Annotated in this window: 20 protein-coding genes and 1 pseudogene; 4 read left to right on the forward strand and 17 right to left on the reverse strand. The window is 60.1% G+C overall.

What is annotated here, in order from left to right:
* The 16 genes and pseudogenes from ABY403_RS02405 to ABY403_RS02480 form a co-directional block, all read right to left on the reverse strand.
* Positions 1-1,034: pseudogene (locus ABY403_RS02405) on the reverse strand (sodium:solute symporter); the annotation flags it as partial.
* 3 nt (positions 1,035-1,037) lie between these two features.
* On the reverse strand, positions 1,038-1,340 hold the full coding sequence (locus ABY403_RS02410; RefSeq protein ID WP_372838378.1) for a hypothetical protein: 303 nt from the start codon (positions 1,338-1,340) through the stop codon (positions 1,038-1,040).
* Positions 1,337-1,714, reverse strand: a complete 378-nt coding sequence (locus ABY403_RS02415; protein ID WP_372838331.1) for a response regulator transcription factor — start codon at positions 1,712-1,714, stop codon at positions 1,337-1,339. Before ABY403_RS02415 ends, ABY403_RS02410 begins: the two co-directional genes overlap by 4 nt.
* 81 nt (positions 1,715-1,795) lie before the next feature.
* Positions 1,796-3,097 carry a helix-turn-helix domain-containing protein gene (locus ABY403_RS02420; RefSeq protein ID WP_372838333.1) on the reverse strand — a complete coding sequence of 434 codons (1,302 nt, stop codon included), beginning with the start codon at positions 3,095-3,097 and terminating at the stop codon, positions 1,796-1,798.
* A gap of 395 nt (positions 3,098-3,492) precedes the next feature.
* The gene (locus ABY403_RS02425; RefSeq protein ID WP_372838335.1) at positions 3,493-4,476 is read right to left on the reverse strand and encodes an ABC transporter substrate-binding protein; all 984 of its coding nucleotides are present in this window, start codon (positions 4,474-4,476) and stop codon (positions 3,493-3,495) included.
* 50 nt (positions 4,477-4,526) lie between these two features.
* Complete coding sequence (locus tag ABY403_RS02430; RefSeq protein ID WP_372838337.1) at positions 4,527-5,375, reverse strand: ABC transporter permease; 849 nt, start codon at positions 5,373-5,375, stop codon at positions 4,527-4,529.
* Positions 5,372-6,268: an ABC transporter permease gene (locus tag ABY403_RS02435; protein ID WP_372838340.1), complete on the reverse strand. Its 897-nt coding sequence runs from the start codon at positions 6,266-6,268 to the stop codon at positions 5,372-5,374. Before ABY403_RS02435 ends, ABY403_RS02430 begins: the two co-directional genes overlap by 4 nt.
* Positions 6,269-6,355: 87 nt before the next feature.
* A complete protein-coding gene (locus ABY403_RS02440; protein WP_372838343.1) occupies positions 6,356-7,138 on the reverse strand; it encodes an ABC transporter ATP-binding protein in 783 nt (260 codons plus the stop codon).
* A gap of 10 nt (positions 7,139-7,148) precedes the next feature.
* Positions 7,149-8,600, reverse strand: coding sequence for a dihydropyrimidinase (gene hydA / locus ABY403_RS02445; protein ID WP_372838346.1), 1,452 nt, complete (start codon positions 8,598-8,600; stop codon positions 7,149-7,151).
* A 76-nt stretch (positions 8,601-8,676) separates the two neighbouring features.
* Entirely contained in the window at positions 8,677-9,927 is a 1,251-nt protein-coding gene (locus ABY403_RS02450) for a Zn-dependent hydrolase (RefSeq protein WP_372838349.1), read from the reverse strand.
* Between the two features lie 190 nt (positions 9,928-10,117).
* Positions 10,118-11,752 (reverse strand): NAD(P)-binding protein, encoded by a 1,635-nt coding sequence (locus ABY403_RS02455; protein ID WP_372838352.1) that lies wholly within the window; start codon positions 11,750-11,752, stop codon positions 10,118-10,120.
* Positions 11,749-12,768 (reverse strand): thiamine pyrophosphate-dependent enzyme, encoded by a 1,020-nt coding sequence (locus ABY403_RS02460; protein ID WP_372838355.1) that lies wholly within the window; start codon positions 12,766-12,768, stop codon positions 11,749-11,751. The genes ABY403_RS02455 and ABY403_RS02460 overlap by 4 nt, the downstream gene beginning before the upstream one ends.
* A 12-nt stretch (positions 12,769-12,780) precedes the next feature.
* The gene (locus tag ABY403_RS02465) at positions 12,781-14,034 is read right to left on the reverse strand and encodes a transketolase C-terminal domain-containing protein (RefSeq protein ID WP_372838357.1); all 1,254 of its coding nucleotides are present in this window, start codon (positions 14,032-14,034) and stop codon (positions 12,781-12,783) included.
* Complete coding sequence (locus ABY403_RS02470; RefSeq protein WP_372838359.1) at positions 14,031-14,636, reverse strand: 2-oxoacid:acceptor oxidoreductase family protein; 606 nt, start codon at positions 14,634-14,636, stop codon at positions 14,031-14,033. The genes ABY403_RS02465 and ABY403_RS02470 overlap by 4 nt, the downstream gene beginning before the upstream one ends.
* Positions 14,637-14,861: 225 nt before the next feature.
* Positions 14,862-15,245, reverse strand: a complete 384-nt coding sequence (locus ABY403_RS02475) for an Hpt domain-containing protein (protein WP_372838362.1) — start codon at positions 15,243-15,245, stop codon at positions 14,862-14,864.
* Entirely contained in the window at positions 15,242-16,195 is a 954-nt protein-coding gene (locus ABY403_RS02480; protein ID WP_372838365.1) for a PleD family two-component system response regulator, read from the reverse strand. Before ABY403_RS02480 ends, ABY403_RS02475 begins: the two co-directional genes overlap by 4 nt.
* 575 nt (positions 16,196-16,770) lie before the next feature.
* On the opposite strand from ABY403_RS02480, the gene ABY403_RS02485 reads away from it, so the two are divergent.
* Positions 16,771-17,160, forward strand: a complete 390-nt coding sequence (locus tag ABY403_RS02485; protein WP_372838367.1) for a response regulator — start codon at positions 16,771-16,773, stop codon at positions 17,158-17,160.
* 223 nt (positions 17,161-17,383) lie between these two features.
* Positions 17,384-18,553, forward strand: coding sequence for a PleD family two-component system response regulator (locus tag ABY403_RS02490; protein WP_372838381.1), 1,170 nt, complete (start codon positions 17,384-17,386; stop codon positions 18,551-18,553).
* A gap of 3 nt (positions 18,554-18,556) precedes the next feature.
* Here the strand turns inward: ABY403_RS02490 and ABY403_RS02495 are convergent, their stop codons facing one another.
* The gene (locus ABY403_RS02495) at positions 18,557-19,165 is read right to left on the reverse strand and encodes an acyl-homoserine-lactone synthase (protein ID WP_372838370.1); all 609 of its coding nucleotides are present in this window, start codon (positions 19,163-19,165) and stop codon (positions 18,557-18,559) included.
* A gap of 763 nt (positions 19,166-19,928) precedes the next feature.
* Between ABY403_RS02495 and ABY403_RS02500 the strand changes: the two genes are divergently transcribed.
* Both ABY403_RS02500 and ABY403_RS02505 read left to right on the forward strand, forming a co-directional pair.
* Positions 19,929-20,306, forward strand: a complete 378-nt coding sequence (locus ABY403_RS02500; RefSeq protein ID WP_372838373.1) for a hypothetical protein — start codon at positions 19,929-19,931, stop codon at positions 20,304-20,306.
* Positions 20,307-20,473: 167 nt separating this feature from the next.
* The gene (locus ABY403_RS02505) at positions 20,474-22,015 is read left to right on the forward strand and encodes a sensor histidine kinase (protein WP_372838376.1); all 1,542 of its coding nucleotides are present in this window, start codon (positions 20,474-20,476) and stop codon (positions 22,013-22,015) included.
* Positions 22,016-22,021: the final 6 nt, after the last annotated feature.

Raw genomic sequence — 22,021 nt, forward strand, 5'->3', positions numbered from 1 at the left:
GCCGCGACGATGACCATCGAGGTGGCCGATGAAAAGCCGCCCAGAAAGGCCAAAAGCGCCAGCTTGCCCGCGCCCTGCGACAGCGGAATCGTCAGCACGAAAAGATCGGGATTTGATCCTTCGGGCATGGTGCTTAGGCCCACAACGGCGATTGGCACCACGAACAGGCTCATCAGCATCAGATACAGCGGAAAGGCCCAACTGGCGGTGGCCACATGCCGCTCGTCCGCGTTTTCGACCACCATCACTTGGAACATGCGCGGCAGGGTCAGGATTGCAGCGGCGGAAACAAAGGTCAGCCCTGTCCAGCGGCCGGGTTTGAGTTCCCAATCGGCAATGGGCGAGGCGTCGATACGGGTCAGAATGTCTGCCACGCCCCCTGCCACGCCCCAGACCACGAACAGCCCGACCGCCAAAAGCGCGACCAGTTTCACCACCGCCTCGACTGCAATCGCCATGACAATGCCATGGTGGCGTTCATTGGCGTCAAGGTTGCGGGTGCCGAACAGGATGGTGAAAAGCGCCAGCCCCGCAGCCACCCACAGTGCTGTAGCGCCTTGATCGGGCATCGCCCACCCCTCGGGTGTGTCAGAAGCGAAAACCCCGAACGACAGCGTAACAGATTGCAATTGCAGCGCGATGTAGGGCGTGGCGGCCAACACCGCCATCAGCGTTACCACCACCCCGAGAAAGTTTGATTTGCCATAGCGGCTGGAAATGAGGTCAGCGATCGAGGTTACGCGCTGCGCGCGCCCGATCCGCACCAGTTTGCGCAGCGCCCACCACCAGCCGACAAAAACCAGCGTCGGACCAAGATAGATGGTCAGAAACTCCAGCCCGGAACGCGCCGCATAGCCCACCGCGCCGTAAAACGTCCATGCCGTGCAATAGATCGAAAGCGACAGCGTATAGACAAGCGGCAACCGCAGCCAACCCGCACGGCCACCGACCGCCCGCCGCTCGGCCACGAAGGCCACGCCAAAAAGCACCGCGACATAGGTAAGTGATACGGCGACGAGGATATTGAAAGGCATGGCTCAGCCCGCCCCGTCACGCGGTTCGGTTTCAGGGCCCGGACGGACGGGTTCCTCTGGGTCCAGCAACGCCGGGGCCAAGCCACGAGACAGCGCCAGCGCCGCGAGGATCAGCACCACCCAGATGGTGAAAAGGTAGATCAGCCCGCGCGCGGTATCGGGCTCGGGCGTCTCGGCCGGTCGCCAAAGCAGTGGCAAAAGCAGCAGCACCGTGCCGAAGGCTGGCAGCAAGCGCACGGCATCCATCATCCGCCGCCGACGGTAGGACCGGCGCGCCAGAAACAGCGGCTGGGTCTGCGGCATCAGGCCCCTCCCTCGGCAAGGGCGCGCACTTGCGCCAGCAGGTCGGCATTGGCGAAGGGTTTGGCCAGAAAGGCATTTGCACCCGCGCGCTCTGCCGCTTCGCGGTCGCGGTTTTTGCCGCGCGCGGTCAGCATCAGCACCGGCAGCATCGCCAATTCGGGAATGGCGCGGATTTCTGCAAGGATTTCAAGCCCGGAACGGTCTGGCAGCATCACATCAAGCACGAGGACATCAGGCTTTTCACGCATCAAGACTGCTGTGGAATCGGTGCCCGATGCCAGATGCGTTACCGCTGCCCCGTCTTGGGTCAGAATGAAGCGGATCGCCTCGGCGATGTTCAACTCGTCTTCGATCAGTACGACATGCCTGCCACGCATCCCGGATCGTGCCTCCCCGCCCGACCACACGGCCCGACTATTGCGGCTTGCCACACGAAAGTCAAAACGCGATGACCGACCTTAGGTGACAATCGAAGGTTCGCGTCTGGCAGGGCACGCGATGCGCGGGCAGATGCGGCAGGAAACACCGACCGCACGCTCGACCGCGCCACGCTCGGGCGGTGCTGGAAGGATCAGCATTGACGCCTCCAGCACCTGCGGGGCATCGAAGCCCGTGGGCTGCAAGGGCTGGCAAATCGCATAGGTCAGAAACCGCTGCGGCACGCGCGCCGCAAGTTCGATAACCGCGCGGATCGGCTGCATCTGTCGCCCGAGCGCCTCGTAAAGCGGCCAGAGCGGGCAGCCCGCGCCAAAGCGCGGCAACGCAAAGCCGGGCATCGGGCGGCGAAAGCTGAAGCTGCCAGAGCCATCGCAGATGACCAAGCCCACCTCTGTCAGCCCCGCCTCGGGTGGCAGGCTGGCAAGGCGACGAAACACCCGCGCCAAGGGTGCACCAAATCGGCCCGCCAGACGGGCCGGGTCTGGCCCGTCCTCTGCCAACGCGCGCAAGAACGGCTTGAGCGGCAGCGCCAGCGCATCGGCATGGGCGCGCACGATATGCTCGGCGGCCAATGTGCGGGCAGCAGAACTGGCAAGTTCCGCCACCCCCGCGGTCAGCGTTTCGGGGGCCGGGGCGCGTGGCCCCTCAAGTGCTGCCAGATGAAAATCATGCGTCGCCAGCCAAGCCTCGACCTCTTCCTGCGGCGACGAAAGGCCGGATTCGGCCTCATCAAGCGTGTCGAGATAGCCCACCAGCGCCTCGGCGGTATCGGAAAGACGCAGGCTTTCTTCGTGGATTGTGCGATGAAACCTCGCGCGCCATTCCGCGTCGATCGCATCGTTTTCAACCAGAATGGCCGCGGTCGAGCGCAGCGAAGTTACCGCCGAAAGCACCTCGTGCAGCGCGGTAGAAAGGAATGGGTCCTGCGCCATGCGTTCGGAAAACCCTTCCACGGTGCGCTCCAGCGCCGCAATGCGCGCCTGCCGTTCGGCCAGAACACCGGCCCAGCCGGGAAAACGGCCAACAAACTCTTCGATACGGTCGATTTCGGGCTGCGCGCCGCGCACGGTTTGCGCGCTTGCCGCCTCGCGCAGGCCATCGAACAAGGCACCCTCGGCCCCATCCGAAAGCGCGAATAGATCCAGCCCGATCGCCTCTGCCAGTCGCGCCAGCAGCGCGTCACTGACGCGGCGGCGATTGTGTTCGATCAGGTTAAGATAGGCGGGCGAGATTCCGGCGGTACGCGCCACATCGGCCTGCCGCAGCCCCTGCGCGGTGCGCCGCTCTCGTATTCTCGTGCCGGTCAGAAGACTGCGCGCCAAGGTAAATCCCCCTTGCCGAGCAGTTTACAGGTTTATTTAACCAACTCAATATCTTGGATTTGCATTCACAAGTTCAAGGCCTTCGGCGCCGCGCAGTCATGAACATAAGAGCGCGCGCCCTAACGAGCGCGCGCCCCGATTCCTACAAAATCACATTGCACACCCGGAAACGCTGACCGCGAACACGACCGCGGTTGCAACGCTGATGGCGCGCACGATCCTGCGGGAACCAAGTAGTTTTGTCATGCCTTCCCTCCTCGCTAGTCGTCCCACACCCCGGGGGACGTGCAAAGTATAGCACAGATCGAAGCATCCACCCACTGTTCTGCGCATCAGAATGAAAAAGGGCGCAGGCATTGCTGCCCGCGCCCCTCTGTCTGCCTTCCAGCCTTGGCTTACTGCAAAGCCAGATCCGTAATCATATGCGTCCACGCCCCTTCGGGAACCGAGGTGATGACCGGGTCCGAACCGCCTGCCATCAGCGTGGCCACGGTGCGCTCGTAATCGGCCGGGTCGAGCGCGCCGTTCGAGCCTGCGGTCAGCCGCGCCACTTCGGCCATCATCCGTTTCTGGTGGCCTTCGGTCTGCGCGCCCGTCTCGTCGTTGTCGAGCACGATCATCGCAGCTTCATCCGGGTTGGCTTCGGCGTATTTCCAGCCTTTCATCGAGGCACGCACGAAGCGCACCATCTTGTCGACAAAGGCCGGATCGGACAGGTTGGCTTCCATCACATAAAGCCCGTCTTCCAGCGTCGCCACGCCCTGATCTTCATACTTGAAGGTCACCAACTGCTCGGGCGCGATGCCCGCATCGATCACCTGCCAGTATTCGTTATAGGTCATGGTCGAGATGCAGTCGGCCTGCTTTTGCAGCAACGGATCGACGTTGAAGCCCTGCTTGAGCACCGTCACGCCATCCGCACCGCCTGCGGTGGAATAGCCAAGCGTGCTCATCCAGCTGAAGAACGGAAACTCGTTGCCAAAGAACCAGACGCCAAGCGTGCGGCCCTTGAGGTCCGCAGGTGTCTTGATGCCGGTTTCAGCAAGGCAGGTCAGCATCATGCCCGAAGACTTGAACGGTTGCGCGATGTTCACCAGCGGCAGGCCCTTTTCGCGTGCGGCAAGCGCCGGGGGCATCCAGTCGATCACCACATCGGCCCCGCCGCCTGCGATCACCTGCGTCGGCGCAATGTCGGGCCCGCCTGCGAGGATGGTGACATTCAGCCCTTCCTCATCGTAAAAGCCCATGTCCTGCGCCACGTAATAGCCCGCAAACTGCGCTTGCGTGACCCATTTCAGTTGCAAGGTCACATCGTCAGCCGCCTGCGCTGCCCCGGCCATTGCGGCCAGTGCCAGCGCGCTTGTCAGTAGTCTTTTCATTATCGTCTCCCTTGTTGAAGCGCCGGAGTTTGCCCCGGCCTTGGTATCGTTTACGCCCGTCCTCGCTGCGAGGGGTGCCAGAATGTGACCCCCTTCTCTATCAGTGCCACAAGCCCGTAGAAGGCCGAACCCGCCAGTGCCGCCACAGCAATCTCGGCCCAGACCAGCGGCAAATCAAGCTGTCCCACAGCGGTCGAGATGCGAAACCCCATACCGCGCGTCGGGCTGCCGAAAAACTCGGCAACAATTGCCCCGATCAACGCCAAAGTGGTCGCTATTTTCAAACCGTTGAACAAAAACGGCATGGCCGCCGGAATCCGCAGCTTGACCAACCCTTGCCAGTAACTCGCCGACCAAGTGGCGATCTGGTCGCGTTGCAGCGCATCGGTCGCCTTAAGCCCCGCGACCATGTTCACCAGCACCGGAAAGAACACCATGACAACCACCACCGCGGCCTTTGACTGCCAGTCAAAGCCGAACCACATCACAAGGATAGGGGCGATGCCCACAATCGGCAGGGCGGCCACAAAATTGCCCACCGGCAAAAGCCCGCGCTGCAAGAAGGGCGAGCGGTCCACCGCCACCGCCACCGCCACCGCCGCGCCGCAGCCGATCAGATAGCCGGAAAGCGCGCCTTTCAAGATGGTCTGGCTGAAGTCTGTCCAGAGCATCGGCAGGCTGCCCGCGATCCGCGCGCCGATCATCGAGGGCGGGGGCAGTATCACCGGGCTGACGGCAAGTCCGTTCACCAACCCCTCCCACAACACCAGCAGCGTTACCCCGAACAGCGCCGGAATAAACAACTTTACCAGCTGGTTATGGCTGAACCTCCGCGCGAGCCAGACATTCGTCAGCGTCGCCAGCGCCCAGAAAACCAAGGATCCCCAAGCACCAATCATGACCGCATCCCCATCCGGCCAAGCACCACCCGCTCGATCATCCCGACGATGACCACCAGCCCTGCTGCCAAGGCGGCGGCGGCCAGCAGCGCCGCCCAGATCTGGATCGTCTGGCCGTAATAGCTGCCAGAAAGTAGGCGCGCACCCAGCCCCGCCGAAGCCCCCGCAGGCAGTTCGCCCACGATCGTGCCCACCAGTGCCGCCGCGATGCCGACCTTGAGTGAGGCGAAAAGATAAGGGACCGACGAGGGCAACCGCAACCGCCAGAAGGTGCCAAACCGGCTGGCGTTATAGGTTTTCAACAGATCAAGCTGCATCCCGTCGGGCGCGCGAAAGCCTTTGACCATGCCCACCAGCACCGGGAAAAAGCTCAAGTATGCCGCAATAATCGCCTTTGGTATCAAGCCTTTAACGCCGATAGAGGCCAACACCACAATGACCATCGGCGCAATCGCCAAAATCGGCACCGTCTGGCTGGCAATCGCCCAGGGCATAAAGCTCATATCCATCGCCTTGCTGTGCACGATACCCACGGCCAGCAGGATGCCCAGCCCCGTGCCAAAGGCAAAACCGAGCATCGTGGCGCTAAGCGTGACCCAGCCATGATAGATCAGGCTACGGTTCGACAGGGTGCCGGTCGCCACGATTCCGCGCCGCCCGTTCACCTCTTCGTCCCAAGTGCTTTGGTAAAGTTCGACGGCAACCTGATGCGGCGCGGGCAGTTTGGGCCGCGCTTGGCTCAGGGTATCGCTCAAAATGTCGGAAAAGCTCACTTCCACACCGGCGCGGGCGGCCTGATCGCGGGTCCATTGCGCGTTCAGGCCAACTGCCGCGGCGTACCAGATCAGCACAAGCGCCAAAAGCACGGTCAGGATGGGCATTACGGATTTCATTCCCTGCCCCCCTTTTTCATCGCCTGTTTTCCGCCACGGGGTTTGCGGGGCATGGCGCCCCCGGCCAACACCGACAGTCCTGCCCGCTCAGTCATAGGCGTGCCCCGCGCGCAGCCCCTCGCGCACCCGGTGCGCAATTTCCAGAAACTCGGGTGAATCGCGGATGTCGAGCGGTCGTTCGCGCGGTAGCGGGCTTTCGATGACATCGGCAATACGCCCCGGTCGCGGCGACATCACCACGATCTTGGTCGACAGATACACCGCCTCGGGGATCGAGTGGGTGACAAAGCCGATGGTCTTGCCGGTCTCGTTCCAAAGTCTCAAAAGCTCTTCGTTCAGCCGGTCGCGCACGATCTCGTCCAGCGCGCCGAACGGTTCATCCATCAGCAGGATGTCGGCATCAAAGGCCAGCGCGCGGGCGATCGAAGCGCGCTGCTGCATGCCGCCCGATAGCTGCCAGGGAAACTTCTTTCCGAAACCGCCCAGATCGACAAGATCCAGCACTTTTCGTACCCGTTCGGCTCTATCGCTGCGCGAAAAACCCATAATTTCGAGCGGTAATTGCACATTTCCCGCAATTGTGCGCCAAGGGTAAAGCCCCGCGGCCTGAAACACATAGCCGTAAGCGCGGCTGCGACGTGCCTCTTCCGGGGTCATGCCGTTTACCGTCAGCGTGCCTGAAGTTGGGTGTTCCAGCGCCGCAATGGCACGCAGAAAGGTGGTCTTGCCGCAACCGGAAGGCCCGATAAAGCTGACAAACTCGCCCCGCCCTATGGTAAGCGAAATGTCCTTCAGCGCCTCTACCGGCCCGTCGTCGGTCTGAAATACCAGCCCGATGCCCTTTGCCTCGATCACGGGGGGGCTGCTCATGTCTTTCAACTCACACCCCGCTCGCCGGGATGCCCGACCGTTGCACCGGCCGCGGTGCGGTCAGTTCTTTCCATTGCGACAGCGCGCGGTTGACCGCTTGCCCCGGCGCACGCGGCACGAATTGCCCATGCCCCGCTTCGGTCTGCACCTTGCCCTCTGTCACGGCCACCTTGCCGCGTGTCAGCGTATAGCGCGGCAGGCCCATCACTTCCTTGCCCTCGAACACGTTGTAATCGATGGCGGATTGCTGCGTCTTCGCGCTGATCGTCTTGCCCGCCTTGGGGTCCCACACAACGATGTCAGCATCCGCGCCCACCAAGATCGCGCCTTTCTGCGGGTAGCAGTTCAGGATTTTGGCGATATTGGTCGAGGTGACGGCCACAAACTCGTTCATGGTGATCCGTCCGGTCGTTACGCCATAGGTCCACAGCATCGGCATACGGTCCTCTAGCCCACCGGTCCCGTTCGGGATCTTGGAGAAATCGCCTTTGCCGAACCGCTTTTGCTCGGTGGTAAAGGCACAGTGATCGGTGGCCACAACCGACAGGCTGCCCGATTGCAGACCGGCCCAGAGACTGTCCTGATGCTGCTTGTTGCGGAACGGAGGGCTCATCACCCGGCGCGCGGCGTGGTCCCAATCGGCGTTGAAATATTCACTCTCATCCAGCGTCAGGTGCTGGATCAAGGGCTCGCCCCAGACCCGCTTGCCCTGTTGGCGGGCGCGGCGAATGGCCTCGTGACTGTCTTCGCAAGAGGTGTGCACCACATAAAGCGGCACCCCGGCCATATCGGCGATCATGATCGCGCGGTTGGTCGCCTCGCCTTCCACTTGCGGCGGGCGGCTATAGGCATGTGCTTCAGGGCCGGTATTGCCAGCGGCAAGCAATTGCGCCGAAAGCTCGGCCACCACATCGCCGTTTTCGGCATGAACCAAGGGCAAGGCACCAAGGGCTGCACAACGGCGGAAGCTGGAATACAGCTCGTCGTCGTTGACCATCAGCGCGCCTTTATAGGCCATGAAATGCTTGAAGGTGGTGATCCCGCGGTCCACCACGTCAGCCATTTCGTTGAAGACCTGCTCGCCCCACCAGGTGATCGCCATATGGAAGGAATAGTCGCAATTGGCGCGGGTGGACTTGTTGTCCCACATCTTCAGCGCGTCCATCAGCCCCTGTCCCTGCCCCGGCAGCGCGAAATCGACCACCATGGTAGTGCCGCCCGCCAGCGCTGCGCGGGTGCCGGATTCGAAATCGTCGCTCGAATAGGTGCCCATGAAGGGCATTTCGAGGTGCGTGTGCGGGTCGATCCCGCCGGGCATCACGTAGCAGCCGGTGGCGTCCAGCACCGTGTCGCCCACCAGCCCCTGCCCGATCGCGGCGATCTTGCCGCCCTCGATCAGCACATCGGACTTGTAGGTAAGGTCAGCCGTAACGATGGTTCCGTTCTTGATGACAGTGCTCATCGGTTTCTCCCTGTTGCAGCGTGGCTGCTTTTTCATTGTTCAGATAGCGCAGAGGTCGGGGGCATACCCCCGAACGTCAGCTAACAACCTCCGCCGTTTCCAGCACCGCATGCAGCAGAACATCGGCACTTTTTGCAGCCCAGTCGGGGGTGATCTCTTCAGCCTCGTTATGGCTGAGGCCGTCGACGCAGGGGCACATGATCATCGTGGTCGGAAAGACCCGATTGATCCAGCAGGCATCGTGACCGGCACCCGAGATAATGTCCATGTGGCTGTAACCCAGCTTTTCGGCCGCCGCACGGACGCGGGCAACCAGCGTGGGGTCAAAAGCCGGCGGATCGAACTCGCCCACGACCTTGCTTTCGAAGCTGCACCCCAATGCCTCGCAAATGGCCGGTGCGCGTTCTTGCAACTCGGCCACCATGCCTTCCAGCGTGTCCAGCTCATGGCTGCGGAAATCGATGGTGAACACCACCTTCTCGGCGATGATGTTGCGCGAGTTTGGATACACGTCGATATGCCCGATGGCACCCACCGCGTTCGGCTGGTGCTTCATGGCGATCTCGTGCACGAGTTCGGTTATCTGCGCCAACCCGCGGCCAGCGTTACGGCGCATCCGCATGGGCGTGCTGCCGGTGTGCTGGCCTTTGCCGATCACGGTGCATTCAACCCAGCGCAGGCCCTGCCCATGCGTGACCACGCCGATGTCCTTGCCCTCGGCTTCCAGAATCGGCCCCTGCTCGATGTGCAATTCAAACATCGCATGCATCTTGCGCGCGCCGACCTTTTCTGTGCCGACCCATCCGATACGCTTGAGTTCGTCACCAAAGCTCAGGCCTTTGGCGTCTTTGCGGCTATAGGCGAAATCTTGGGTCAGAACACCTGCGAACACGCCCGAGGCAAGCATGGCGGGGGCAAATCGCGTGCCTTCTTCGTTGCTCCAGTTTGTCACCACGATCGGATGCCGGGTCTTGATCTTGAGGTCGTTGAGCGTGCGAACCACCTCGAGACCGCCAAGCACACCCAGCACACCGTCATACTTGCCGCCCGTTGGCTGCGTATCGAGGTGACTGCCGATGTAGACCGGAAGCGCATCGGGATCGGTGCCTTCTCGACGGGCAAACATGGTGCCCATTTCATCGACGCCCATGCTGAGGCCCGCGTCCTTGCACCAGCGTTGAAAAAGCGCGCGGCCTTCGGCGTCGGCGTCGGTCAGGGTCTGGCGGTTGTTGCCACCCGCCACACCGGGGCCGATCTTGGCCATATCCATCAAGCTTTCCCAAAGGCGGGTGCCATCTACCCGAAGGTTCTCACCCGGTGCTGTCATAGCCGTTCTCCCTGTGCTTGAGGGTCTTGGTGCCCTCGACTGCGAATCTTTTCTGACCGTTCGGTCAAGACAGAGCGCATCACGAATGACACCATGTGGTCAACGGATTTCTGGACAGTATAAAACAGTACCGCTATCGCGCCCAACGACGCCGCAGTGCAGCCGCAAAGCGCCCGAAACGGAGGCAGAGTCAGTCTGCCTCCAGAACCATGTCGATGGCCCCGCATGGGCATTCGGCAGCGCATATACCGCAGCCCTTGCAGTAATCGAGGTTGATTTCAAAGCGTTTACCGGGGCCAAGCTTGATCACCGCGTTGTCGGGGCAGACCCCGTAGCAGTTGTCACATTCAAAGCAGTTGCCGCAAGACAGACAGCGGCGCGCCTCGAACAGGGCGGTGTCTTCGGTCAAGCCGCCCTGAACCTCGTCAAAGCTCGAGGTGCGGCGCGCCATGTCGAGTTGCGGGCGCAGCGTCTTGGGCGCATCCGAATAGTACCAAGGGTTCAGCCGGTCGAACTCGGCAATCGGCTTTTGCGCTTTGGGTGCCAGCACCTTGCCATGCAGCCAAGCGTCGATATTGCGCGCGGCGCGTTTGCCGTGGCCTACCGCCACGGTCACATTGCGCTCGCCCGGTGCCATGTCACCCCCGGCGAAAAGGCCCGGATGCGCGGTCATCTGCGTCACCAGGTCAACCGCGACCATACCATCCGCGCCCACCAGCCCCGGCACCGCGGCCAAAAGCGATGTATCGACATCCTGTCCCACCGCCAGCACCAGCGAATCTGCGTCGAGCGTTTCAAACTCGCCCGTGGGCTGTGGTTTGCCATCAGCATCGAGCACCATCTTCTCGATCGTCAGCTTGCCTCCCTCGGCACCGGTGATGGTGGACAGCCACTTGACCTTGACGCCTTCCTCCAGCGCCTCTTCGAGTTCGAAATCATGTGCGGGCATACGTTCCCGCGTGCGCCGATACACGATGATCGCCTCGGTCGCACCCAAGCGGCGCGCGGTTCGCGCGACGTCGATCGCGGTATTGCCGCCGCCATAAACCACCACGCGACGCCCCAACATCGCCGGCGCTTCGCCCTCCATCGAGCGCAGCACCGCGACCGCATCGAGAATATGCGAGGAATCCTTGGCCGGAATGAAGGCGCGCTTTGCGATATGGGCACCGATAGCCAGATAGGCGGCGTCTGCCCCCTCATCGCGCATCGCGGCCAGAATATCGCTGACCTTCTCGCCGTAGCGGAAGGTTACGCCCATCGCCGCAATGCGCGCCACTTCACCGTCGAGCACATCGCGCGGCAGACGGTATTTCGGGATGCCAAAGCGCATCATGCCGCCCGGCGCTTCGCCCGCCTCAATCACCGTGACGCGGTGGCCAAGGCGACGCAGATGATAGGCCGCCGATAGCCCCGACGGCCCCGCCCCCACTACCAGCACATGCTTGCCCGTTTCGGCCTGCGGTGCCTCAAACTGCCAGCCAAGCGCCAGCGCCTCGTCGCCCAAAAAGCGTTCGACCGAGTTGATCCCCACCGCGGCATCAAGTTTGGCGCGGTTACACACGCCCTCGCAGCTATGATAACAGACGCGCCCCATAATCGCTGGAAACGGGTTGTCGCGCACAAGGTGGCGCCAAGCCGCCTCGTAATCGCCGCTTTCGGCATGGAACAGCCAGCCTTGGATATCTTCACCCGCCGGGCACTGCGCATTGCATGGCGGCAGACGGTCCACGTAGACCGGGCGCTCTGTGCGCCACGCGCCGGTCTTGTTGGCGAGCGACGAGCCGGGGTCGAGCGTAATCGCAAAGGGTTTCTTCATGGTCATGCTGCGCCCTCCGCATCCAGAAGGCCGAAGCGTTTGATGTTCTTGTCCGCCATTGCTTGAATCCGCGCGATGGTTTCGGGGTGGCCCTTGGCACCGAACAGATGCGCATAACGCTTTTGCAGGCGCAGATATTCGTCCACCGGCACCGGGCGGCGTATTTTTGTGACGGCAGTGATCTCGCCATCTTCGGCTTCGAACACTGGGAAAAGCCCGGTTTCCCGCGCAAGGCGGGCAAGGCGGATCGTATCGCAACTCGCCGCGCCCCAGCCCAGCGGGCAGGGCACGAATACATGCAGATAGCGCGCGCCGCGCAGGCTCATGGCCTTTTCGACCTTTGCCTCAAGGTCGTGCAGGTCTGCCACGGTGGCGGTGGCGACATAGGGGATTTCATGCGCCACCGCGATCAGCGGCACGTTCTTGCCCTTGCCAAACTCCGCCCCCGGCTCGGGGCCAAGCGGCTGTGTGGTGGCGGTGCGCGCGGCGGGCGGCGTGGCCGACGACCGCTGCACGCCGGTGTTCATGTAACCTTCGTTGTCGTAGCAGATGTAAAGCACGTCATCGTTACGCTCGAACATGCCCGAAAGGCAGCCAAAGCCGATGTCGGTGGTGCCACCGTCGCCACCTTGTGCGATCACGCGGGTGACGGCCTCGGGAAGCCCCGCTTTCGCGGCCTTGACCTTCAATGCCGCCGCGATGCCAGAGCCCACGGCCGCGGCGTTGCCGAAAAGCGAGTGTATCCACGGCAATTGCCACGACGTTTCAGGATACGGCGTTGAAAACACCTCTAGGCAACCGGTCGCGTTGGCAGCGATCAGTTGCCCCGCGGTGGCGCGCATGGCGGCATCAACCGCATAGCGCGCGCCCAACGCCTCGCCACAGCCCTGACAGGCCCGGTGACCCGAGTTGAGCGAGTTGTCACGCGCGGTCGAGCTTTGCACGGTGCGCTTGTCTTCGGGCAGCAAACGGTTGCCCACGGTGAAGGTGCCGGTCTGGTAGAACTTGATGGGTTGCGTCATGGCCAGACCTTTCTAACGGCTGCGCGGCGCGCTGGCGCCGATATCGCGCAAAAGCGCCTCGGGCAGCGGCCCGGTGTGGCGGCTTGCGGCTTCGCGCGCGAGGTGGCGGTTCACGATATCCCAATCGAGGTCGAGGAAGGTGAGGTTTTTCAACTCGTCCGCAACCGCAAGCCGCAGCACGCGCAGCAGCGACTCTTGCGTGATCGGGCGACCGCCAAGCCCTGCCACCACCGTGTAGCCGCGCACGTGAATGCGCACCATCGCCAGCCGCACGTCGGTCGATACAATGCCGCCAAGGCCGACCGAAAAGCTTTTTTCCAGCACCACAACGCGCGCCGTTCGCGCCAGCGCCGCACGCACCGCCGCCATCGGGAAGGGGCGGAAGCAGCGGATCGAAAGCACACCGATCTTCACCCCCTCAGCGCGCATCGTGTCGATGGTTTCTTCCAATGTGCCCACCACCGAGCCCAGCGCCACCACGATCGTCTCTGCGTCATCGATGCGGTAGCCACGCACCAGCCCGCCGGCATCGCGCCCGAACACCTCTTTGAACTCATCGGCAATTTCCGGAATGCGGTCGAGCGCCATGGTCTGCTTGGCATGGGCCAGATAGCGCACCTCCATGAATGCCTCAGGCCCCACCATCGCGCCGATTGAAACCGGGTCAGCAGGGTCAAGCACCTGCCGCGGTTCGTAGGGCGGCAGGAAGGCATCGACCTGTGCTTGCTCGGGCATATCGACCTGCTCGTAAGCATGGGTCAGGATAAAGCCATCCATGCACACCATGACCGGCATCGACATTTCTTCGGCCAGCTTGAATGCCTGAATATGCAGATCAAGCGCCTCTTGGTTGCTTTCGGCAAAAAGCTGGATCCAGCCGCAATCGCGCTGGCTCATGCTGTCGCTATGATCGTTCCAGATGTTGATCGGCGCGCCGATGGCGCGGTTGGCCACGGTCATCACGATCGGCAGGCCAAGGCCCGAGGCGTTGTAGACCGCCTCGACCATGAACAAGAGGCCCTGACTTGCCGTGGCGGTATAGGTGCGCGCGCCTGCGGCGGACGAACCAATTGCCACGCTCATCGCCGCAAACTCGGATTCGACGTTGAGAAACTCGCAAGGGGTCAATTCGCCCGATTTGACCAGCGCGCCCAGCCCTTCGACGATATGGGTTTGCGGCGAGATCGGGTAGGCGCAGATCACCTCGGGGCGGCAGAGTGCTACCGCCTCGGCTACGGCTTGTGAGCCTTCGGTCTGTTTGATCATGCCCGCGCCTCCTCGTGCGCCGAAAGCATCGCATGTGCCTCGGCGGCGGCTCCGATGTTACGTTCGGCCACCTCGCCCTTGAACTTGCGCCCGATGGCATAGGTGACTGCTTCGAGTGAGATCATCCCCGTCATCGCCGCAAATCCACCCAACAGAACTGCGTTGGGCAGCGGGCGGTGCAGATGCTTCATCGCAATCTCTGTTGCAGGCAGCGTGAGGATATGCCCCGAGGGCAGACCCGCGGCAACCTCGTCCAACCCCATTTCCGATACGCTGTGGCGGCTGTTGATCAGCACATATCCATCGGGTTTCAACCCTTGAAACACGTCGATCTGGTCAAGCAGATGCGCATCTTGCACGATCAGCGCATCAGGCGCGAGGATCGGCTCGCGCAAACGGATCGCCTTGTCGTCGATGCGGCAAAAGGCCACCACCGGCGCACCGGTGCGCTCGGACCCAAACGAGGGAAACGCCTGCGCGTGGCGCCCCTGCTCGAATGCCGCGATCGAAAGCATTTCGGCGGCCGTAACCACCCCCTGCCCGCCGCGACCATGAATGCGAATCTGTAGAATGGCCCGGCCCCCCGCAATGTTAGCGCTCAACAGCGCCGTCTAAGAGAGATTGCCCACCCTGACCGCCCGCACCTTGACATGGATCATGTTCAGCCAATTCGCTTGCCGCAACGGCATCTGGTTATGGGGGATGCGCGGTTCGGGCCGCACCTTGAAAGGTGCGACCTGCGCGCGATCAGTAATAGGGGTAAGACATCGCGGAATGGCGGTCTTTGGTGCGGCCTCAACCCGCCGCACCAAGCGGCGCATCAGCAATCAAACGTCGAGAATCGCTTCCATTTCGTCAAGAAGCTTTTCCAGAATGGGCGACGTATCGCGCCAGCTTTCCTGCGCAGAAATCCCGCTTGCGCGGCCTTCGCCAATCTTGTGCTCGACATCGGCTGCAAGCGCGCCAATCTTGGGGAAGCCAAAGGTCGCAGCGACGCCAGTGATCTTGTGCGCAAGATTTGAAATCTCTTGCAGCGCCGCCGCAGAGTTGCTGTCGGCTTCCAGATCACGAATCTTCGCTTCGAACATCAGGATACGCTCAACAACCGTGGCAAGAAATCTGCCGCGCAGCTGAGTCAGTTGGGTTTCTAGTTGAGAGCTGATCACACTCGGTGGAAAAGTCTCTTTCTTCTGCACTGCGGCAGCCGTCATGACACGAACCTCCAAACTTTTGACTTACGGCTCTGAGGCGACACGGAAAGCGCTATGGCTTTGTCGAGGATCGTCACCTGCTTGCCCAACGCAACCATCGAACTGCGGACAAGCTCTCCTACGGTTACGACAGGCGCGGGCAACCCGCCTGCCGCATAGAAGCTTTCGAAATCCATCAGCGCCACGTTGATGGAGGTTTCCAGATCTTTGGTGTCATGCTCTGCAAGGCGGCTGACAAGGGCAACAAAATTGCCTTCACCGGCGTAGGCTATCATCGGCTGCTCGGTCTTCAGCTCATCTGCGATGACACTCGCGACATCCTTCAGCATGTCCAGAAACTCTTCCGGATCGGCTTGGCTGTAAATCGAGGCTGCGTTTTCGACATGCACCGCAAAAGCAGCAAGCCCGATCTGGCGGCCGTAGCCAAGCGTAAGAAGGTAGTTTTCGAGCGCCAGATATTCGATGCAGTTCGGCACGCCCGGAATATTGGTCGGTGCTTCGAAATCAACGCGCACAACAGGCGCACGCGCGTTCGCGCTGGCCTGCGCGGTGAGGGTTGCGTTGCGATGCAGCTCTGCGTTCAAACGCGCCGCCATTCCCAGTCGCGCGCGGATTTCAAGCTTGTCGAGCGGCTTGGTCAGATAGTCGGTTGCGCCCGCCTTGAACGCCGCATCGACAAAACTTTTGCCTGACATCGAGGTGATCATGATAATCGGCGTCTGACGGTAGGCTTCCAGCTTACGGATCGCGCGGCAAAGCTCGACGCCGCTCATCCCGGGCATCTGGATATCGAGCAGAAAGCAATCGAAAGGCTGCCCTGCCCGGGCGACATATTCCAGTGCTTGTTCGCCCGAGTTCGCGGAGGTCACGTTTTCATGTGCCAGCTCATGCAAGGTGAGCGAAAGCAGATCGCGGAACATGGGGTCGTCATCTACCGTTAGAATTCTCACTGGATGTTACCTCCACGTTCAAACTTCGGAGTTGCAACCTCAAACATACCTACAACACCCACCAATTTCGGGATCGCTCGTCGATCACTCCTCATTGGTGAAGGACAATTCTGGCAACAATTTGTCCGCCAGGCGTTTGTTAACGATTTTTTAGCGATAACGGCGCCAGCGCCTGCTCGTAGCACCGCGTGGCTGCCAAGCCCTTTGCACCATGCAGCAAAGCCGCCTCCCGACTGCGCGGACGCTGGCGGAACCCTCGTGTGGGCCGTCGCGCATTGTTTCCGTGTCAGAAACGTTAGGTCATATTGCCTTGTACATTTTCGACGCGGTTTTCGCTGGCCCGAGCAAAAAAACCACTCTATGTTGAGCGCGTTCTAGTTGGTTATAGTCGCAGGTTGTCTGCGCGCCTGGTAACCGTGATGTTGTGTGCTGGTGCCGATGCCATTTTGAGGCTCGCGCTGTTTCAGGCCGCGAAATGATGTGGCGCATTGAGAGGCGCTCTAAGTTTATCATTTTCCCATGTTCTAAAACCGCAACAATGCCGAGACTCGGCACACGTCTGGACAAACGCCACTATGGACGACCTACGACGCATACTACACGTTGACGACGACGAGGACATTTTGCAGATCGTGCAATTGTCGCTTGGCTTGATCGGCGGCTTCACGCTATTGCAATGCTCTTCGGGTGCCGAAGCCGTTGCGAAGGCAGCAGATTTTTCGCCAGACCTCATGCTCATGGACTTCATGATGCCCGACATGAACGGGTATGCGACCTTGGTTGAACTGCGCAAGAACGAAAGCCTTGCGCACGTGCCAGCGATCTTCATGACCGCAAAGAACCTCGCGACCGATTTCGATGAAACGATAAGCGCGGCGGTCATAGGCAGTATCATGAAACCGTTTGACCCGATGGAGCTGCCCGGTCAGGTCAGCGAGCTTTGGGCAAAGAACGCCGCAAAATAAAGAAACTGGGGCGCGCCCGACAGGCTTGGCAGGTTCACACGATGTGAACGGCCTTGGCCAAGCCGCGTGGGCGCGCGCACAAGCCTTTCGATATTTTCCCGATCTTTCAGCGTGACAGCGGCGCAACGCCGCCGCCGAAGTTTTCGGCGCTGCACCCATTGGCCACTGAATTGCCACGATCAGAACGCATTTTCGGCCAACGCTTTGCCGATAGTTGCGGTTGGTGTGGGTAAGCGGTCCGTGGCGAACAAGCCATTGGTTCAACGCGAAAACAGCTTTGTCACAACGAAAAACAGGTCAGCGAGGCGAAATGAAAGTTCTGGCGGTCGACGACGACACCATGGTTCTGGAACTGCTTGAGCAGTCGCTTACCCTATTTGGTCACTCACAAACCCTGACCGCACCTTCGGCCACGAAGGCACTGGAAACCCTGCAAGGCGGGCGGACGCGGGTAGATTGTTTTCTGCTCGACATCCAGATGCCTGACATGGACGGCATAGAGCTGTGCTGTAGAATCCGCGAAATGCGTGCCTATGCGCGCACTCCGATCATCATGCTAACCGCGATGTCGCAGACCGAATATGTGGAACGCGCCTTCGCTGCCGGTGCGACGGACTATCTGACCAAGCCGTTCGACTTTCTGGAACTCGCCTTCCGGCTCAGAATGGCCGAAATGCTGGTAACCGAGACGCATCGCGTCGCCCAACGGCAGGGCGAATTGGCAAAGATGCGCCTGATCATGGGTATGCCCGCAATGCCGCGCCTCGATCACCCCACCGAGATCGAGGGTGTTCATAGTGCCATCAGCTACACGGCGTTCGAAAACTACATCATGCAGCTGTCGCGCAGCAGCCAATTTTCCTCGTCGGTATTCGCCGTGGGCATCGCCGATATTGAAAAGATTCACGCATCGGCAAGTGCCAGCGAATACATCCACGTTCTGCACTCGGTCGCGAAGGCAATCGCAAACACCCTGAACGAAGAAGGCAGCCTTCTTTCTTACCGCGGAAACGGGCTGTTCGTGTGCGTAAGCCACCAAAGGTCGAACACCACCGCAGACGATATCCGCTGCGGTATCGATCAGTTTCTGCGAATCTCTCAAGACAGAGAATGCCGCGGCCGCCCCATCACGGTGTCGGTCGGAGATCGCGCGAATTTCGGGGCAATTTCAAGGTTCGGTGCGCTACAGCCAATCCACCGCGCCATCGTGAACCTTGGAAAATCCGGCGGGAAAAGCAACCCGACCTTTGGCGGTGCAGCCCGCGCAAAAAGTGTCGGCTCTGCACTTGTCGCATCGGCGATGCCCGACCCGGATATCTTTGAGGATATGTTGCGTGAAAGTTTGACCAGCGAAGTCGCTCTGATTGATCGGAACGTTTCGCCGGTCGAATAGGTATCAGTGCAACTCGTTGCCTAGTGTCATCATCGCAACCTGCACACGCGCACCGTCGATTTCCATGACCGGGCCCGCAGGCTCTGCCTTCATGTTGAGACGCCCGATCCAGCGTGACCAGACCGCAGGGACCAGACCCAGAATCTGCCGCGCCCCCAAAGAGCGGGACGTATTGATCAGCTCTAGCATCAAATCGGTCTGCACCTTGATCCGCAGATTTGCAGGCACACTTGTCGAAACGAAAACGCGCGACGATTCCATGATATTGGGGTCCACCGGCGCTTCGTCATACAGAAGGTTCGACGGGATACCCTCAAGCATACCCTTTTGTGCGTCTCGAATCATATAGGTGTACATGCCGCACTTGGCCGTCGTGGGCGTCAGACGGATTCCCGCCAACACGTCCTCTCCGTCATGCACGGCGATCCAACGGCTTGCCGGAGTATCGTATTGATCGAACTCCATCCCGTCAGCCTCGGGAAGGTCCCAATGATTTCGCAAAATAAAAGAACGTCGACGCGCTTTGAAAAGATTTACAAACAACTCGCCATGCGCGTGAATATTGTGAAACGACAATGTGGTTGTTTCGATACCCATGTTGTAGCCATCCATGAATTAGCGTCCCCTGCGTTGGATTGGAACACCCACCAATTTATAATCATACCAACGTAACTCGATGCGATCGTTTCGCGATGCGAGACAATCAGAACGCCACCTTACGCCACACAACCTCCGCGCTTGGAATGACTCACGCCTACCAAAGCCTGGAATCGTCGGATAACAGACTGACCGCGGGCGGCGCTGCCGCACTCGAATCACCGAACTTCCAAACACGACTGGGGTGACGTTCACTACTGCTGTGCCTACTGCGTTTTTTTTCTTTCTACGTCGTTTCAGATCGACGTTCACCCTTGTTGCGCAACCAAGGACAATTGAGGCGAAACTGTGGCATTGTTGCACTTCTCTGGGTTGTGGATTTTACTTTTCGGCCCCACCCTGCGCCACTATGCCGCAGCTGCGGCTATTTTGCGTGCAGATATCAAACTGCGCGCCCAAAACCAAACTTCGGCTTGGCCCAATTGGGAAAGCGTCACGTTCCAGCGTCGCGATTCGGTCAGCGACTGCGCTCAATTTTGGGGGCGTCAACAACCCAGACGCAAGCACGTGGGCCTTCGGCGATTGATGACGTAACGGCAACTGTCAAAAATGCGGAACACCCCGGCCCTACCCCCCGTGTTCCGCAAAACGCCAAGTAGCTACCACATTTTAGTCAGACTCATCGGCGAGAAAGCATTGAACGGTATTAGAAGACGCGTCCGCACCCCGTGGGCGTGGCCTGCCAAAAGGCAACGATGCCGCCGAGTCTGGAGGAAGAATGAGCGCGTATTTTCAACAGTTCCGAATTGTCGGCGAAGTCGCCGAGATGGTGTTGCTGCAAGAGCCCAGCAGACGCCTGCTTGTGGATATTTCCTTCGAGCCGCTGCTCGGGCGCATGAACGCACCGCGCCGCAACCTGGCGACCATCACCATCACCGACGACGACATGATCGGGCAATTCCTGCGCGAAGTTTCGGTCGGCGACGTGACCGCGGCCAACGGAACCTTCCAGCAAACGGACTATGTTCCGCACAAGACGACCTGCATCGACACGACCTTTCTGGTGACCGACTTTCAGAAGCTCGACCTGGACGATATCGCCCAGACATACGAACCTCGCGCCACCGAAAGACCGCGCCACGTGACGCTACACTGACTGTCGCAACCCCAAACTTCGCCAGACCTGACCGCCTTGTGGATGCAACTTGCGCCACAGGGCGGTCTGCTTTTGCACATGCCCATACCCGGTCGCGCCGGCAGCACTGGACTGTATTCGAAAGACAGTCGTAATGTTCTCACGGTTGCAACAATCTCGCGCCATAATTGGCCATTAGCTTCGAAGGCAAGGGCAATCGGGTCCGGCGCGCGGTGCTTCGCAACAAGCATCCGCAAAGCCTGACACGAGCATCAGCCACGCCCCCGGCGAGCAAACTAGGAAGTCCGATGAGTATGCTGTCAGATCAATCGAAGAGCTACGCAGTTTCGTTCAGATCGCGGCTCTGGTCGAATCTCGCACCTTACGTCGATGGATACCCTGCTGAAAAAGCCTCGTTTGTGCGCGCTGAAAAGCGGCTAAAGGATTTTGCGGCGGGCGGGCTTGCGCTTTATTGGCAGCGCCAGGGAATATACCTTGGTGCCGCGCTACTTTGCGGCATCTACTACAGCATACTCGTTGCGGCTATCTGCTACTTCATCTGCGAAGTCGCCGAGTTGGCAGACACGATTATCTCTAGGCGCGTATTGGCATGGGAAAATGGTGATCTTGGCCAATGCAGAAAATATTACCGCCTTCTGCTTCTGACATCGACCCTCAGCTCTATCGCCGTGGCGGTCTTTGTTTTTCTTGTTGCGTATCTTGAAGGTACGCAATCGCACTTTACGCCGCTTTTCTTCTTGTTTGCAGCGGGCCTGTTTGCCGCCGTGAACAACCACCAGATTCCGCAAATCTTGATGGTTCGGCTTGTCGTTTACGGCGCGGTGTTCATATTCATCCCCCTGAAAGATATTTTCATAGTTGAGGCACCGCTAAGCTCTCCGCAGTGGCTTCAGTTCATGACGTCGATTTTCGTTTTGTATTTCGTTCTCGATTGTTCGTTCATTTTTCTGAAAATGTATCGCACCGGCCTAGACCAACTCGACGAAGTTCGAGTGCAGCGCGACGCCGCGCAAATGGCCCTAAAGGTTAAATCCGAGTTTGTGTCTGTCGTAAGCCACGAGCTTAGAACCCCCCTGACCTCGATCAAGGGCGCGCTGAGCCTGATGCGAAGCGGTGCGCTTAATGCCAACCCGGAACGTTTTAGCGAAGTGCAAGAGATTGCCTATAAAAACAGCCTTCGCCTTGCGTCGCTCATCAATGATCTGTTGGATATTCAACGGCTTGAGCAAGGCAAGTTGAGCTACAGCTTTGAGCGCGCCGACCTTGCCGATCTGGTGCAAGACTCTCTCAAGTCGATAAGCACCTACGCAACGCCAAAGCAGATCAAGGTCAATTTTGCGCGCCCCGACAAACCGGTAATCGCCTATGTCGATCAAGCGCGCATGCATCAGGTGTTTGATAACCTGCTGTCCAACGCGATTAAGTTCTCGAACTTCGGCGATTCAATCGAAATCTTCATCACGACGGCTGGCGATCGGGCGAGCATAAGTGTCAAGGATTCAGGGATTGGTATTCCGGAAAATGCTCGCGAGAAGGTCTTTGGTCGTTTCACGCAGGTTGACTCATCTGACCGGCGGTCCTTTGGCGGTAGCGGCCTTGGCCTGAGTATTGCGCAGGAAATCGTCAAATCGCACGGCGGCTCGATCGACTATGTAAGCGAACTCGGGGTCGGCACCACCTTCACCGTTGAGTTGCCCATTTCGCAATAGCGCCCA

Source organism: Phaeovulum sp., assembly GCF_041596715.1.
Lineage (GTDB): Bacteria > Pseudomonadota > Alphaproteobacteria > Rhodobacterales > Rhodobacteraceae > UBA6213.

What these genes read in the sequence shown, in the direction of transcription:
- ABY403_RS02415 (WP_372838331.1), bottom strand. Translation starts at nt 1,714, where the DNA reads ATGCGTGGCAGGCATGTCGTACTGATCGAAGACGAGTTGAACATCGCC.
- ABY403_RS02425 (WP_372838335.1), bottom strand. Translation starts at nt 4,476, where the DNA reads ATGAAAAGACTACTGACAAGCGCGCTGGCACTGGCCGCAATGGCCGGG.
- ABY403_RS02430 (WP_372838337.1), bottom strand. Translation starts at nt 5,375, where the DNA reads ATGATTGGTGCTTGGGGATCCTTGGTTTTCTGGGCGCTGGCGACGCTG.
- ABY403_RS02435 (WP_372838340.1), bottom strand. Translation starts at nt 6,268, where the DNA reads ATGAAATCCGTAATGCCCATCCTGACCGTGCTTTTGGCGCTTGTGCTG.
- ABY403_RS02440 (WP_372838343.1), bottom strand. Translation starts at nt 7,138, where the DNA reads ATGAGCAGCCCCCCCGTGATCGAGGCAAAGGGCATCGGGCTGGTATTT.
- hydA (WP_372838346.1), bottom strand. Translation starts at nt 8,600, where the DNA reads ATGAGCACTGTCATCAAGAACGGAACCATCGTTACGGCTGACCTTACC.
- ABY403_RS02450 (WP_372838349.1), bottom strand. Translation starts at nt 9,927, where the DNA reads ATGACAGCACCGGGTGAGAACCTTCGGGTAGATGGCACCCGCCTTTGG.
- ABY403_RS02455 (WP_372838352.1), bottom strand. Translation starts at nt 11,752, where the DNA reads ATGACCATGAAGAAACCCTTTGCGATTACGCTCGACCCCGGCTCGTCG.
- ABY403_RS02460 (WP_372838355.1), bottom strand. Translation starts at nt 12,768, where the DNA reads ATGACGCAACCCATCAAGTTCTACCAGACCGGCACCTTCACCGTGGGC.
- ABY403_RS02465 (WP_372838357.1), bottom strand. Translation starts at nt 14,034, where the DNA reads ATGATCAAACAGACCGAAGGCTCACAAGCCGTAGCCGAGGCGGTAGCA.
- ABY403_RS02475 (WP_372838362.1), bottom strand. Translation starts at nt 15,245, where the DNA reads ATGACGGCTGCCGCAGTGCAGAAGAAAGAGACTTTTCCACCGAGTGTG.
- ABY403_RS02485 (WP_372838367.1), top strand. Translation starts at nt 16,771, where the DNA reads ATGGACGACCTACGACGCATACTACACGTTGACGACGACGAGGACATT.
- ABY403_RS02495 (WP_372838370.1), bottom strand. Translation starts at nt 19,165, where the DNA reads ATGGATGGCTACAACATGGGTATCGAAACAACCACATTGTCGTTTCAC.
- ABY403_RS02500 (WP_372838373.1), top strand. Translation starts at nt 19,929, where the DNA reads ATGAGCGCGTATTTTCAACAGTTCCGAATTGTCGGCGAAGTCGCCGAG.